The sequence below is a fragment of the Streptomyces sp. NBC_01445 genome, from assembly GCF_035918235.1.
GTDB lineage: Bacteria > Actinomycetota > Actinomycetes > Streptomycetales > Streptomycetaceae > Streptomyces.
This window is the reverse complement of the sequence record NZ_CP109485.1, coordinates 6,447,480-6,462,365: the sequence shown is the minus strand read 5'-3', so window position 1 is coordinate 6,462,365 and position 14,886 is coordinate 6,447,480. Positions and strand designations below refer to the sequence as shown.

10 protein-coding genes are annotated in these 14,886 nt (G+C 71.6%); 4 read left to right on the top strand and 6 right to left on the bottom strand.

Annotation, left to right across the window (positions count from 1 at the left end; genetic code table 11):
- Window positions 1–8: 8 nt before the first annotated feature.
- A complete protein-coding gene (locus OG574_RS29455; RefSeq protein ID WP_326775664.1) occupies window positions 9–1,439 on the bottom strand; it encodes an alkaline phosphatase family protein in 1,431 nt (476 codons plus the stop codon).
- Between the two features lie 356 nt (window positions 1,440–1,795).
- On the opposite strand from OG574_RS29455, the gene OG574_RS29450 reads away from it, so the two are divergent.
- Window positions 1,796–2,596, top strand: coding sequence for a sugar phosphate isomerase/epimerase family protein (locus OG574_RS29450; RefSeq protein ID WP_326775663.1), 801 nt, complete (start codon window positions 1,796–1,798; stop codon window positions 2,594–2,596).
- Between the two features lie 183 nt (window positions 2,597–2,779).
- Here the strand turns inward: OG574_RS29450 and aroA are convergent, their stop codons facing one another.
- Together aroA and OG574_RS29440 are read right to left on the bottom strand one after the other, a co-directional pair.
- Complete coding sequence (aroA, locus tag OG574_RS29445; RefSeq protein ID WP_326775662.1) at window positions 2,780–4,015, bottom strand: 3-phosphoshikimate 1-carboxyvinyltransferase; 1,236 nt, start codon at window positions 4,013–4,015, stop codon at window positions 2,780–2,782.
- Window positions 4,002–4,937 (bottom strand): EamA family transporter, encoded by a 936-nt coding sequence (locus tag OG574_RS29440; RefSeq protein WP_326778667.1) that lies wholly within the window; start codon window positions 4,935–4,937, stop codon window positions 4,002–4,004. Before OG574_RS29440 ends, aroA begins: the two co-directional genes overlap by 14 nt.
- Window positions 4,938–5,094: 157 nt before the next feature.
- On the opposite strand from OG574_RS29440, the gene OG574_RS29435 reads away from it, so the two are divergent.
- From OG574_RS29435 to OG574_RS29425, 3 genes are all read left to right on the top strand, one after another.
- Window positions 5,095–6,087, top strand: a complete 993-nt coding sequence (locus OG574_RS29435; RefSeq protein WP_326775661.1) for a LysR family transcriptional regulator — start codon at window positions 5,095–5,097, stop codon at window positions 6,085–6,087.
- Window positions 6,088–6,423: 336 nt separating this feature from the next.
- A complete protein-coding gene (locus OG574_RS29430) occupies window positions 6,424–8,241 on the top strand; it encodes a glycoside hydrolase family 3 protein (protein ID WP_326775660.1) in 1,818 nt (605 codons plus the stop codon).
- A 110-nt stretch (window positions 8,242–8,351) separates the two neighbouring features.
- Window positions 8,352–8,975, top strand: coding sequence for a hypothetical protein (locus OG574_RS29425; protein ID WP_442816854.1), 624 nt, complete (start codon window positions 8,352–8,354; stop codon window positions 8,973–8,975).
- A gap of 9 nt (window positions 8,976–8,984) precedes the next feature.
- Here OG574_RS29425 and OG574_RS29420 read toward each other — a convergent pair whose 3' ends face one another.
- From OG574_RS29420 to OG574_RS29410, 3 genes are all read right to left on the bottom strand, one after another.
- Window positions 8,985–10,412 (bottom strand): aminopeptidase, encoded by a 1,428-nt coding sequence (locus OG574_RS29420; protein WP_326775659.1) that lies wholly within the window; start codon window positions 10,410–10,412, stop codon window positions 8,985–8,987.
- A gap of 101 nt (window positions 10,413–10,513) precedes the next feature.
- Window positions 10,514–10,906: a hypothetical protein gene (locus OG574_RS29415; protein WP_100594100.1), complete on the bottom strand. Its 393-nt coding sequence runs from the start codon at window positions 10,904–10,906 to the stop codon at window positions 10,514–10,516.
- A gap of 94 nt (window positions 10,907–11,000) precedes the next feature.
- Entirely contained in the window at window positions 11,001–14,750 is a 3,750-nt protein-coding gene (locus OG574_RS29410) for an ABC transporter ATP-binding protein (protein WP_326775658.1), read from the bottom strand.
- Window positions 14,751–14,886: the final 136 nt, after the last annotated feature.

The window sequence follows — 14,886 nt, the reverse complement described above, 5'->3', positions numbered from 1 at the left end:
CCTGACCGTCACACCTGCGGGCGTCGGCCCCTCTCCTGGTGCGGGAAGTGCTGGTCCGCGCCCGGGAGCGTCGGCTTCGGGAGCGTGGCGACCTCCTGCTTCGCCTTCTCCAGCTGCTCCGCCGTGTCGTCGGGCAGGCGCGGGGCGTGCGGCCTGCTGTCGGAGAACCGGAACGCCGACGTGAGGTCGCCGAAAGTGTCTCGGCGCCAGTCGGTGATGTTGGGTTCCTCGACGCCGGTGAACCGCTCGAGGAACTGCAGGGCGGAGGTGTGGTCGAAGGTCTCGCTCGAGACCCAGCCGCCCACGGTCCAGGGCGACACGATGATGGCGGGCACCCGGAACCCGGCGCCGATCGGCAGCCCCTGGACATACTCGCCCTTCGCACCGGCGGGCGCCGTCGGCGGCGGCACGTGGTCGAAGAGGCCGTCGTTCTCGTCGTAGTTGAGGATGAAGGCGGTCTTCGCCCAGACCTTCGGGTTGGACGCGATGGCCTCGATCTTCGAGGCGACGAAGTCCGCGCCGGCCGCCGGCAGGTAGTCCGGGTGCTCGGACTGGTAGCTCGTCGGCATGATCCAGGAGACCGCGGGGAGCCGGTCGCCTCGGGCGTCGTCCTCGAACGTGCCCTCGGGCTGCGGCCGCACCCCGCGCTCATAGAGGTCGGAGCCGGGCTTCGCGTCCTTGAACGCCTGGAACTGCTCGAGCATGTTGCAGCCGTAGTCGTCGTCCTGCTGGTAGACCTTCCAGCTGACCCCGGCGGCCTGGAGGCGTTCGGCGTACGTCTTCCAGCGGTACGGCGTCGGCGCCTTGTTGGACAGGACCGGGCCGCCCTGCGTGCCGCCCGCGTCGATCGAACCGGTCATCCAGTACAACCGGTTGGGCCAGGTCGGGCCGAAGACCGAGCAGAAGTAGTGGTCGCAGATGGTGAAGGCCTCGGCGAGGGCGAACTGGAAGGGGATGTCCTCGCGGGTGTAATAGCCCATGACATAAGGGCCGTTGGCACCGTCCGCCTTGCGGTGGGCGGGCAGCCAGCGGTCCATCCTGCCGCCGTTCCAGGCCTCGTGCTGGACGGACCAGGCGTGGCTGGTGGAGGGGATGGCCTGGGCGCTGGAGCTGTGCGTGTCGAGGTGGAAGGGGAGCAGGTACCCCTTCGGGTTCACCGCGTCCGGCTGATAGAAGACCGAACGGCCGGTGTCCAGCTTGAGGGCCCGCGGGTCGTTGAAGCCACGGACGCCGGACAGGGTGCCGAAGTAGTGGTCGAAGGACCGGTTCTCCTGCATCAGCATGACGACATGCTCGATGTCGCGCAGCGAGCCGCGCCGCGGCGGTCCCGCGGCGACGGCCTTCTGGACGCTCGGCGGCAGCAGCGAGAGGGCGGCGGCGCCTCCGAGCGCGCCTGCGGCCGAACCCAGCAGCCTGCGACGGGTGAACTCCTCGGGCATGGGGATCCCTTCATGCGACGGACGACCATGAACTCCCATGGACGGAAAGGCGGTTGGGGGCGCTCTTGTCCACGGATGTGCGGGGGCACGTGCGTTCCGGTGAGCCACTGTCCAGGGCCGAGGTGAGGCCCGCACGGGGCGGGCGATGAATACGTGGCCAACGCACGGAATCGGCTTGGCCAAGCCGTGACCCGCATGGCAGGGACGTTGCCGAAGCTTGGCGCGGCAAGGGGATTGGGCCGGGCGCGGTCAGGTGTCGCCGTCACCGGGTTCCTCGCGCCGCCCCTTCACCCGGCCGCCGCATCCGCGCCGGGCATGCCCTTGACCCCGCCCCGCAGCCCGGTAGCGTCCCCGCCATGAAACTGGCCTTCTCCACGCTCGGGGTTCCCGGGCTTCCCCTCGCCGATGTCGTGCGGCTCGCCGGCGAGCACGGGTATCACGGTGTCGAGCTGCGCGCCCATCCCGAAGAACCCGTACACCCGGGGCTCGGGCCCGCCGAACGGGCCGACGCCGCCGCCGCGTTCAAGGCCGCCGGGGTCGAGATCCTCGGGCTCGCCGGGTACGCGCGGGTGGCCGCTCCCGGCGAGGACGAACCGGTGATCGCGGAGATCAGGTCACTCCTCGAACTCGCCCGCGACGTCGGCGCGCCCTATGTACGCGTCTTCCCGGGCGGCGGCACGGAGCAGAGCCGCGCCGACGCCGACGCGACAGCCGCCCGGCGCCTGGGCACCGCCGCCGAGTACGCCGCGGACCTCGGCGTCCGCATCCTCCTGGAGACCCACGACTCGCACCGCACGGGAGCCGACGCGATGCGCGTGCTCGGCGCCGTCGGACACCGGCAGGTCGGCGCCCTGTGGGACGTCATGCACACGTGGCTCGGCGGCGAGCAGCCCGTGGCGTCGTACGCGGCGCTGTCCCCGCACCTGGGCTACGTACAGGTGAAGGACATCGCGGGCGCCGACGACACGACGCCGCTCGCGCTCGGCACAGGCGTGCTGCCGCTCACCGAGGTCGTGGACGTGCTGTGCCGCGAGGGCTGGGACGGGTGGCTGTGCTGGGAGTACGAGAAGCGCTGGTATCCGGACGCCGCCCCGCTGCCCGGGCTCCTGACGGCCGGACGTGAGCATCTCGCCCGGCTGCTCAACGAGTCGGCATAGCCCGCCGGGCGGGACAGGCATATGTGGGGCTGATGCGAGGCCGGGCGGCCACCCCCGTGGTGCAGGGACGGCCGCCCCTGTGGTGCAGGGACGGCCGCCCGATCACCGGCCTGGGCCGGAGCCGGCCGTCTCGACCGGCTGCTCGACGAGTCGGCACAGCCCGCCGGGCGGCCATCCGAACGGCTATCCGAACACCTTCGCGAACGCCTCGTGGAAGTCGGGGAACGTCTTCCGCACGCACCCCGGGTCGTCGAACGTGACCCCGCCGGGGATCCGCAGGCCCGTCACCGCGAAGGACATCGCGATGCGGTGATCCCCGTACGTGGTGATCTCCGCCGGGGCCGGGGTGCCCGGCTGGATCTCGATCCAGTCGGGTCCCGTCGCGACCGTCACGCCGAGCCCGCGCAGGTTCTGCGCGCAGGCTTCCAGGCGGTCGCACTCCTTGACGCGCGTGTTGTGCACGTCCTCGATGCGGACCGGGCCGCTCGCGTACGGCGCGATCGCCGCGAGGGTCGGCATCGTGTCGGAGATGTCCCGCATGTTGACCGTGATGCCGGACAGACCCGCGGGGCCGGGCGCGGTGACCGTGGTGCGGTCCGCCGTCGTCGTCACCCCGGCGCCCATGCGCCGCAGGACGTCGACGAACGCCAGGTCGCCCTGGAGCGCGTTCTTGCCGAGTCCTTCGACGGTGACCTCGCCGCCGGTGACGGCCGCCGCCGCGAAGAAGTAGCTCGCGGTCGAGGCGTCCGGCTCGATCGCGTAGGTGGTCGCGCGGTAGCCGCCGGGCGCGACCTCGAACACGTTGCCGCCGCGGCGGACTTCGGCCCCGAAGCTGCGCATCATCGCCAGGGTGATCTCGATGTACGGCGCCGAGACCAGGTCGGTGACCGTGATGCGCAGGCCGGTCCTGGTCAGCGGGCCGAGCAGCAGGAGCGCGGTGAGGTACTGGGACGACTGGCCCGCGTCCAGGGTCACGTCACCACCCTCCACCCCGCCCGCCGTGACCGTGAGCGGGTGGCGCCCCTCGGCCTCCTCGTGACGGAGGTCCACACCCAGGTCGCGCAGGGCCCTGCTGAGCGGAGCGAGGGGACGGCGGCGCATCTGGGGCGAGGCGTCGAAGCGGTACGTGCCGTGCGCGGCGGCCGACGTGAGCGTGGGCAGGAAGCGGGCGGTGGTCGCGCCGTCGCGGCAGTACACGTCGGCGTCGGTCGTGGCGGGGCCGGCCGGCCGGCCCTCGATGTGCCAGGCGTCCGGGCCGCGTTCGACGCCGTAACCGAGCCGGAGCAGCCCTTCGGCGAATCCCTCGGTGTCGTCCGAGCTGAGGGGGCGCACGAGAGTGGTGGTGCCCTGCGCGGCCGCGGCGAGGAACAGCGCCCTCGCCGTCACGGACTTGGAACCGGGGATCTCAACGACTGGCATGCGCTTCATGGTCCTCGACGGGCAGCGCGGGCGCCGGAGTGTCCACACGCTGGACGGCCCGGTTCCGGGGAGCGGGCGCGAGCGACGCGAGAGCGACACCGCCGACGAGGAGCGCGGCGGCGCACCAGCGCAGGGGGCTGACGCTCTCGCCGAGGAAGAGCGCGGCGGACGACATCCCGAACACCGGGACTAGCAGCGTGAACGGGGCGACCGACGAGGCGGGGTGGCTGCGCAGCAGGAAGCTCCAGGCGCCGAAGCAGAAGAGCGTGGTGACCCAGGCGACGAACGCGATGATGCCGACGCCGGTCCAATCGAGCGACGCGAGCGCCCGGCTGTCGCGGTCCCAGCCCTCGAAGGCGAGGGAGAGCGCGAACAGCGGCAGGACGGGGACGGCCGACGTCCACACCATGAAGGTGAAGGGGGCGGACGGTGCCGCCTTGCGGGTGAGGACGTTCGAGACGCCCCAGCCGACGGCGGCCACGACGACGAGCGTGAAGCCGAGCAGCGGGCCGCTCGTGCCCTCGTCGACGGCCGCGACGCCGATCCCGGCGAGCGCGACGACCATGCCGGCCAGGCGGACCCGGCCGGGCCGTTCGCCGAGCGCGACGAAGGCGAACAGGGCGGTGAACACGGCCTGGATCTGCAGGACGAGAGAGGAGAGCCCGGCGGGCATCCCCTGGTTCATGCCGACGAAGAGCAGCCCGAACTTCATGACACCGAGCGCCAGTCCGACGCCGACGACCGACTTCCACGCCACTTTCGGCCGCCCCACGAAGAACACCGCGGGCAGCGCCGCGACGAGGAAGCGCAGGGCCGAGAAGAGCAGCGGCGGGAAGCGGTCGAGGCCGACCTCGATGACGACGAAGTTGACGCCCCAGACGGCGGTGACCAGGACGGCGAGCGCGATGTGGGACGGGCGCATAGGGAGCGTGGGAGCCATGCGTCGAGGATCACCGGCAACGACCGTGTAGCACCAGCGCGAATGTCTGCATGGTTGAATTCAGCAACGCTGAAGAATGTCCCAGGCGTCATGACGGCCCGGGTCATCATGACTGCCCGAGGCTCACCGGGAGGCCGGCATGCTCGATCTCCAGCGGCTGCGCGCGCTGCACGCCGTCTCCGTGCACGGCACGGTCGGGGCCGCCGCGGCGGCGCTCGGCTACACGCCGTCCGCGGTCTCGCAGCAGATCTCCAAGCTGGAGCGGGAGACGAGGACCGTACTCCTCGAACGGCACGGGCGGGGCGTGCGCCTCACCGACGAGGCCCTCGAACTCGCCCGCACAGCACAGGACTTGATGGTCATCGTCGAGCGCGCCGAGACGGATCTGGAGGAGCGCCGCGGGCTGCCTGCGGGACGCCTGACGATCGCCGCGTTCGCCTCGGCGGCCCGCGGCCTGCTGCCGTCCGTCCTCGCGGATCTCGCCGTACGGCATCCCGCGCTCGATGCGCGGCTCACGGAGGTCGACCCGCACCTGTCGGTCGACCTGGTCGCCAAGGGGGCCGTCGACCTGGCCGTCGCGCACGACTGGGACATCGCGCCGCTGCCGGCCCCCGCCGGCGTGGAGCAGGCCGCCATCGGGGACGACCTGTGCGACCTGCTCGTGCCGGCCGGGCATCCGCTCGCGGGACGTCACGCGGTGCGCCGCGAGGAGCTCGGCGGCGAGCGGTGGGTGTCGCAGCCGCCGGGGCGGGTGTGCCACGACTGGCTGGTGCGGACGCTGCGGGCGGCGGGCTTCGAGCCCGACATCAGGCACCAGGCCGAGGAGAACCCGACCCTGACGGCGCTCGTCGCGGCCGGCCTCGGCGTGGCGCTGATCCCCCGCCTCGGCCGCGGCCCGCTGCCGGACGGCGTCGTCGCGGTGCCCCTGGACCCCATGCCCGTAAGGCACTTGTACGCGCTGTGGCGGACGGGAGCGTCGCGCAGGCCGGCCATCGCGGAGGCGGTGCGGACGCTGCGGGAACGGTGGGGGGGAAGTCACCCGGGAGCCGGATCAGGCGGATCAGCCGGACCAGCCGGACAAGGCCCGCTGACGCACGCTGACCGGTGCCCAGAAGCACTACCGCTCCCCTGATTTCACCGGCGCACCACTTTCCGGCATTCCCCGGGTAGTGGGGAACCCGCCCGCGTACCGCTCCGTCAGAACGGCGTACTGCCGGAGAGTCTCCGCAGAGCGGTGTCGGCCTCGCTGCTGGCTGCGAACGCTGACCACCCTCTCCGCCGCCTGCGGCCGGCAGCACGCCGTCACCGGCGCGCCCCCTCCCTTGCGCCGGTGACGGCCCCTCCCCTCCCCCTTCTGCCGCCCCGGCTGCGCGCACCCTTGACTGGCAGAAACTTTCCAGATATTCGTGACCCTCGGAAGTTTCTTTCAGGGCATGGATCACCAGTTCTCCTCCGGAAGGAGTGCGCAGTGCACCTCAGCCTGTCCAGACGCACCCTGCTCGCCGCCGCCACCGCGGGCGCCGCCGCGGTCACCCTGTCCGGCGTCCCGGCCCAGGCCGACGACGCGTCACGCAAGGGCAAGGACGCGCGACTCAAGCAGCTCATCTCCCGGATGAGCATCGAGGAGAAGGTCGGCCAGCTCTTCGTGATGCGGGTCTACGGCCACTCCGCCACCGACCCCGACCAGGCCGACATCGACGCCAACCTCGCCGAGATCGGCGTCCGCACCGCGGCCGAACTGATCGACAAGTACAAGCTCGGCGGCATCATCTACTTCACCTGGGCGCACAACACCCGGGACCCGCACCAGATCGCCGACCTCTCGAACGGCATCCAGCGGGCGGGCCTCGCCCAGCCGAGCCGTATCCCGCTGCTCATCTCCACCGACCAGGAACACGGCATCGTCTGCCGCGTCGGCGAGCCCGCGACGCTCTTCCCCGGCGCCATGGCCATCGGCGCGGGCGGCTCCCGCTCCGACGCCCGCACCCTGGGCCGGATCGCCGGCGCCGAACTGCGCGCGGTCGGCATCCGCCAGAACTACGCGCCCGACGCCGACGTGAACATCAACCCGGCCAACCCGGTCATCGGCGTGCGCTCCTTCGGCGCCGACCCCGAGGCCGTCGCGGGCCTGGTCGCCGCCGAGGTCAAGGGCTACCAGAGCAGCGACATCGCCTCCACGGCCAAGCACTTCCCCGGCCATGGTGACACCGCCACCGACAGCCACTTCGGCTTCCCGATCATCACGCACACGCGCGAGCAGTGGCAGCAGATCGACGCCCCGCCGTTCAAGGCCGCGATCGCCGCGGGCATCGACTCGATCATGACCGCGCACATCATGGTCCCCGACCTCGACGGCTCGGGCGACCCGGCGACGCTCTCGCACCCGATCATGACGGGCATCCTGCGCCAGGAACTCGGCTTCGAGGGCCTCATCGTGACCGACTCCCTCGGCATGCAGGGCGTACGCGACAAGTACGGCGACGACCGCGTGCCGGTGCTCGCCCTGAAGGCGGGCGTGGACCAGCTCCTCAACCCGCCCTCCCTGGAGGTGTCCTGGAACGCCGTCCTCGACGCCGTGAAGAACGGCGAGCTGACGGAGGCGCGCCTCGACGAGTCGATCCTGCGCGTCCTGCGTCTCAAGGAGAAGCTGGGCCTCTTCGACGAGCCGTACGTCACCGGCCGCGGCGTCGACAAGACCGTCGGCACCCGTGACCACCTGGCCGCCGCCGACCGCATCGCCGAGGCCACCACGACGCTCCTGCTCAACAAGAACGGGCTGCTCCCGCTGTCGCGGCGCACCCACAGGAACATCCTGGTCGTCGGCGCCGACCCGGCCTCGCCCTCCGGCACGACGGGCCCGCCCACGACGACACTCGGCCAGGCACTGACCGAACTCGGCTTCACCACAACGGTGCTGTCGACCGGGACCGCGCCGAACCAGGCGAAGATCGACGAGGCGGTGGCCGCCGCCAAGGGCAAGGACGCGGTACTGGTGGGCACGTACAACGTCACTGCGGGCAGCAGTCAGCAGCGGCTCGTGAACGCCCTGGCCGCCACCGGCGTCCCCGTCGTCGCGGTCGCGATCCGCAACCCGTACGACATCGCGCAGGTGCCCGGCGTCGGCGCATCGCTCGCCGCGTACTCGTGGACCGACGTCGAACTGCGGGCCGCGGTCCGGGTGATCGCGGGCCGGGCCAGGCCGCGGGGCAAGCTGCCCGTGCCCGTCCAGCGGGCCGACGATCCGACGCAGGTGCTGTATCCGATCGGCTACGGGTTGTCGTACTAGACGTACGCCGCACACCCGGCGCACCACTCCCAAGCGACCCAAACCACCCTGCACGCCTGGCGTGCGCCCGCCCCGGCGGGTCACGCTGGGGTGTGTATCGGGGGGATTGCATGCTTGCGTGGAACAGGGCGCGGTGGGTGGGGGCGGTGTGCGCGGCGTTGCTCGCCATGACGCTCGCGGCGTGTCAGGGGTCGCCGGACGCGGGGTCCGGCGGGCCTTCGCCGGGGGCGAGCCGGTCACCGTCGGGGTACGGGGCGGTGTTCCTCGCCGTGGACGAGTGCAGCTCGCGGGGGCGCGACACGTTCACCGAGGTGCCGTGCAGAAGCGAGCGGGCGGTGGCGCGGGTCACCGCGCGCTATGACGGAAAGGTGGCGGCCGGGCCCAGGTGCCCGGCCCACACCGACTTCGTCCTCCACATCAGCGAGAACCGGCCCGCGCCGGACGAGAACGGCGATGGGGAGATCCCGCAGGGCTACGCCTGCATGCGCAACCTGGAGCCGCCGCACCCCGGCGATCCGGGGGGCGGCGGCGGGCCCCGCACGATCGTCGGGGACTGCGTGTACTCGGCGGGCCGCGGCCAGGTCCGCGAGACCGCCTGCGACGGCTCCGGCACCGAGAAACCCCAGTACCGGGTGGCCGCCGCGGCGGCCGACCGCGCCAAGTGCCCTGCGCTCACGACGTTGTACGTGACGCTGGGCGGGTCCGAACCGGTGGGATGCGCGGTCCGGGTGTAGACCCGACGGTCAGGGCCGCAGGGTCGGCTCGCGCTGGACGTCACGCTTGTCGAGCCTGGCGTCGTACGTGGCGAGCGGCTTGGCGGCCTGCGCGGCGGGGGCGGAGACGCCCGCCCACTTCAGGATCCGCTCCGTGGCGAACGTCTTGTCGTCGGCGTTCAGACCGGCGACGTTCGCCCCGTGGTTGGCGCCGGGGGCGGTGAGCACGTACGAGTCCGTCGAGCCCTTGCCGGGGCGGAACCGCTCGGCGCCCCACGGGTCGTTGGAGCCGTAGACGTACAGCATGCGCGTCGCGTGGTGGCGCACCCAGGAGTCCACGTCGCGCATCGCCGACGGCTGGAACTTCATCGGGATGGAGCGCGGCACGAAGTTGCGCGGCGGCTGGTAGCCGTAGCGCGACAGGTTGCCCAGCCAGGGCTGCTTGATGTCGGGCGAGCCGAGCTGCGTACCCGCCTGGTAGTAGTACGGCGTGTACTGGGTGAGGCCCTGGTCCGCGTACGAGGACCAGCCGCCGACCGCGTCGACGTAGTCGAAGAGCGCCTGGTCCGTGACCGTCGCGGCGTCGGGCACCTCGGCGCACGCCGTCTGCGACGGCTGGTACTGCCAGAAGCCCCACACCAGGTCGAGGACCGTGGCCTCGTAGGCCTTGTCCAGCGAACCGACCGTGTCCACGGTGTAGTTGTTGGCCTTCAGGTAGTCCGCGTACTTCTTCTCCAGGGCGTCGCGGCGCACCAGCGTCTCGCGCTGCACGTTCTGCAGCGCCACGCGGCAGTCCTTCGGGCCGACCGTCTTGAAGAAGTCGTCGTACGCCGAGTCCTCCTTGTTCACCACGTCGTTCGGCGCGACGTACGCGACGACACCGTCCATGTCGCGCGGGTAGAAGCGCTCGTAGTACGTGGCCGTCATGCCGCCCTTGGAACCGCCGGTGGTCAGCCAGTTCTTGCCGTAGATCGGCTTGAGGGCCTGGTAGATGCCGTGCTGGTCGCTGGCCGCCTGCCAGATGTCGAGCTTGGACCAGTCGGCCGGCGCGGGCCGGGACGGGGTGAAGTAGCGGTACTCCACGGAGATCTGGTTGCCGTCGACGATGCGGGTCGGCTCGCTGCGGCTGGGCGTCGTGGACACGTTGTAGCCGCTGGTGAACATGACCGTCGGGCGGCTGACGTCCTTGTGCAGCACGGTGATGCGCTGCTGGAAGGTGCCCTTGGACGGGTGCCGGTGGTCGACCGGCTGGGTGTAGTTGAGGACGAAGTATCGGTAGCCCGTGTAGGGCTTCTCCTCCACCAGGCTCATGCCGGGTATGGCGAGGAGCCGGTCCTTGATATCGGTACTGGTGTCGGAGGCCGCCGGCCGGGCCTGAGCGGCGGTGGCCGCTGTGGCCGTACTCATGGTGCCTATCAGCACCACGAGCGCGAGCAGCCATCTCAGCGCGTTGCGCATGCATACTCCCCTGTAGAACACAGATGCGCACCGGAACCTAGCGGAGGAACATCTGTTCTGTCAGGGGTTCTTGGTGTTCTGTCAGCGCACGGGCCGCGCGTTCAGCACAGGATCCAGCCCGAGCTCACCGAGGCCGCGCCGACCGTGCCCCTCACCCACACGCAGCGGTGGCCCGTGTGGACGGTCACCGGGCCCGCGTGGTGCATGTAGCGCCCGCTGTCCTGAACCGGCCTGCTGCCGCGTGCCTGCACGCTGACCGACATCTTCTGCCGTACGCCGTCGCGCTTGGTGAGGGTGTACGCGCAGAGGTAGTTGCCGCTGCGGTAGAGGACCGTCCTGCCGGTGGAGAACGGCAGGGTGCGCACCTTGTGGCCGGGGCAGATCGCCGCGGCCTGTGCCGTGCCGACGGCCGGCCCCGCGAGGGCCAGCAGCGCCGAGGAGATCAGTACTGCTGCCCCGGCCGCCAGCCGTCTGCGTATGCCGCCCTCGCTCATGCCTCCACCCACCGTCGCCCCTCCAGTCACGTGTGCCACAGCGTACTGATGAACGGACGCAGCACACAGGGCCGGTGGTTGCACCGATCCCCCGTCACAGCGAAGAGCTGATCTCGGCCTCGGGCTCGGGCTCGCCGGCGAAGGTCCGCCACAGCTCGGCATACTGTCCACCGAGTGCGAGAAGCTCGGTGTGCGTGCCGTCCTCCGCGACGCGCCCGTCCGCCATCACGACGACCCGGTCGGCGCGGGCCGCGGTGGTGAGCCGGTGCGCGACGACGAGGGTGGTGCGCTTGCCCGCTATGCGGTCAGTGGCCTGGTTGACCTGGGCCTCCGTGGCGAGGTCGAGCGCGGCGGTCGCCTCGTCGAGCAGCAGGATGTCGGGGTCGACGAGCTCGGCGCGGGCCAGAGCGATCAGCTGCCGCTGCCCCGCCGACAGGTTGCGGCCGCGCTCGGCGACCTCGTGGAGGTAGCCGCCCTCAAGGGTGGCGATCATCTCGTGCGCGCCGACCGAGCGGGCCGCCGCCTCCACCTGGGCGTCGGTCGCGTCGGGGCGTCCGTAGGCGATGGCGTCACGCACGGTGCCCTGGAAGAGGTACGCCTCCTGCGGCACGACGCCGAGGCGGTGGCGGTAGCTCGTCAGGTCGAGGTCGCGCAGGTCGGTGCCGTCGACGGTGACGCGGCCCGCCGTCGGGTCGTAGAAGCGGGCGACGAGCTTGACGAGGGTCGACTTGCCCGCGCCGGTCTCGCCGACGAAGGCGACGGTCTGCCCGGCGGGGATGCGCAGGGCCACGTCGCTGAGTGCCGCCTCCTGTTCGTCCGCGGCCCCGTACGCGAAGTCCACGTCCTCGAAGACGATGTCGCCGCGCAGGGAGAGGACGTCGAGGGGTTCGTCGGCGTCCTTCGTGGACGTCGGCTCCTGGAGCAGCTCCTGGATGCGGCCGAGCGAGACGGTGGCCTGCTGGTAGCCGTCGAACACCTGGGAGAGCTGCTGCACGGGCGCGAAGAACAGGTCGATGTAGAGGAGGTACGCGACGAGCGCACCGGTCGTCAGGGTGCCCGCCTCGACCCGGCCCGCGCCCACCATCAGGACCGCGGCGGCGGCGACGGACGACAGGAACTGAACGAACGGGAAGTACACCGAGATCAGCCACTGGCCGCGGATACGCGCGCTGCGGTAGGCGCCGCTGCGCTCGGCGAACCGTGCGGCACCCGAACGCTCGCGCCGGAACGCCTGCACGATGCGCAGCCCGGCGACGGACTCCTGGAGGTCGGCGTTGACCACCGAGACGCGCTCGCGGGCGAGTTCGTACGCCTTGACGCTGGAGCGGCGGAAGAAGAACGTGCCGACGATCAGCGGCGGGAGCGTCGCGAAGACGACCAGGGCGAGCTGGACGTCGATGACGAGGAGGGTGCCCATGATGCCGAAGAAGGTGACGACGGAGACGAAGGCGGTGACCAGGCCCGTCTGGAGGAACGTCGACAGGGCGTCCACGTCGGTCGTCATCCGGGTCATGATGCGCCCGGTCAACTCCCGCTCGTAGTAGTCGAGTCCGAGCCGCTGGAGCTGGGAGAAGATCTTCAGTCGGAGCGAGTAGAGGACCCGCTCGCCGGTGCGTCCCGTCATGCGGGTCTCACCGATCTGCGCGCACCACTGGACGAGGACGGTGACGAGGCCGAACGCGGCGGCCGCCCACACGGCGCCGAGCGCGAGCTGCGAGACGCCCTCGTCGATGCCGTGCCGGATCAGGACGGGGAGCAGCAGGCCCATGCCGGCGTCGAGGGCGACGAGGGCGAGGCTGATCAGCAGGGGCGCGCCGAATCCGCGCAGCAGGCGGCGCAGCCCGTACGACTCCTCGGGCGTCACCGCGCGCGCCTCGTCGATGTCCGGGACGTCGGTCGCGGCGGGCAGGGCTTCGACCTGGGCGAGCAGTTCGGGCGTCGCGGGCATCCCGGAGAGCGCGGTGTCCTTCGGCTCGCGGTCGCCCGTCCACAGGGTGGGCGTGATCCCGCGCTCGGCGTCGAACTCGGCGTCCAGCTCGTCGCGTACGGAGGTGTCCTCGTCGGGGAGCGCGGGCGCGACGTGGCCCGGCGAGACCCCGCCGAGCTCGTCGGGATCGGTGAGCAGGCGCCGGTAGAGGGCCGATCCGGCCTCCAGCTCCTCGTGGGTGCCGATCGCGGCGAGGCGCCCGCCGTCGAGGACGGCGATGCGGTCGGCGAGGCCGAGGGTGGAGCGGCGGTGGGCGATGAGGAGGGTGGTGCGGCCGGCCATGACGCCGCGCAGCGCCTCGTGGATCTCGTGCTCCACGCGCGCGTCGACGGCGGACGTGGCGTCGTCGAGGACGAGGAGGCGGGGGTCGGTGAGGATGGCGCGGGCGAGCGCGATGCGCTGGCGCTGGCCGCCGGAGAGCGTGAGGCCGTGCTCGCCGACGGTCGTGTCGTAGCCGTCGGGGAGTTCGGCGATGAAGCGGTCGGCCTGGGCGGCGCGGGCCGCGGTCTCGATCTGCTCGTCGCTGGCGTCGGGGGTGCCGTACGCGATGTTCGCGCGGATGGTGTCGGAGAACAGGAAGGAGTCCTCGGGCACGAGCCCGATCGCGGCCCGCAGCGAGTCGAGGGTCAGTTCGCGCACGTCGTGGCCGCCCACGAGGACGGCGCCGTGCGTGACGTCGTAGAAGCGCGGCAGGAGCAGCGAGACGGTGGACTTGCCGGAGCCGGAGGAGCCGACGACGGCGAGGGTCTGGCCGGCCGGGATCTCGAAGGAGAGCCCGTCCAGGACGGCCCGGTCGGCACCTTCGTAGGAGAAGGAGACATCGTCGAACTCGACGGTCGCGGGGGCGTCGGCGGGCAGTTCCTTCTTGCCGTCCTCGATGGACGGCTCCGTGTCGATCAGTTCGAGGACGCGCTCGACGCCGGCGCGGGCCTGCTGGCCGACGGTCAGGACCATGGCGAGCATGCGGACGGGGCCGACGAGCTGGGCGAGGTAGCTGGAGAACGCGACGAACGTGCCGAGCGTGATCTGGCCGCGGACGGCGAGCCAGCCGCCGAGGGCGAGCATCGCGACCTGGCCGAGCGCGGGCACGGCCTGGAGTGCGGGGGTGAACTTGGAGTTCAGGCGGATGGTGCGCAGGCGCCCGGCGAACAGCCGCCGCCCGACCTCCCTGAGCTTCCCGGTCTCCTGGTCCTCCTGCCCGAAGCCCTTCACGACGCGCACGCCGGAGACGGCCCCGTCCACGACCCCGGCGACGGCGGCGGCCTGCGCCTGCGCGTACCAGGTGGCGGGGTGGAGGCGGGAGCGGCTGCGCTTGGCGATGAACCAGAGGGCGGGGGCGACGGCGAGCGCGACGAGGGTGAGCGGCAGGGACAGCCACGCCATGATCACGAGGGAGATCAGGAAGAGGAGGACGTTCCCGATGGTCATCGGGAGCATGAAGAGCAGGCCCTGGATGAGCTGGAGGTCGCTGGTCGCCCGGCCGACGACCTGGCCGGTGGACAGCTCGTCCTGGCGCCGGCCGTCGAGCCGGGTGATCGTCCCGTACATCTCGTTGCGCAGGTCGTGCTGGACGTCGAGTGCGAGGCGGCCGCCGTAGTAGCGGCGGATGTAGGTGAAGACGTAGACGACGAGGGCGGCACCGATCAGGGCGCCCGCCCACGGGGCCATGGAGCGGGTGTGGTCCTGGACCACGTCGTCGATGATCACCTTGGTGATCAGGGGCACCAGCGCCATGACGGCCATGCCGCCCAGGGACGCCCCGAGCGCGAGCACGACGTCCTTCGGGTACCGCCACGCGTACCCGGCGAGACGCCTCCCCCAAGTTCTCGACTCCGCTCGAACAGGGGGGACCCCCATCCAGCCCCGTTGCTCCGCCACCAGATGCCTCCCGTCGACCTGACCTGCCGAGAGGCCCAACGCGGAGACCGGCCGATTTCATCCCGCCGCAACAAATCGGGGAGCGGACCGGGACCAAGGACGGAGTTCCCCCGGT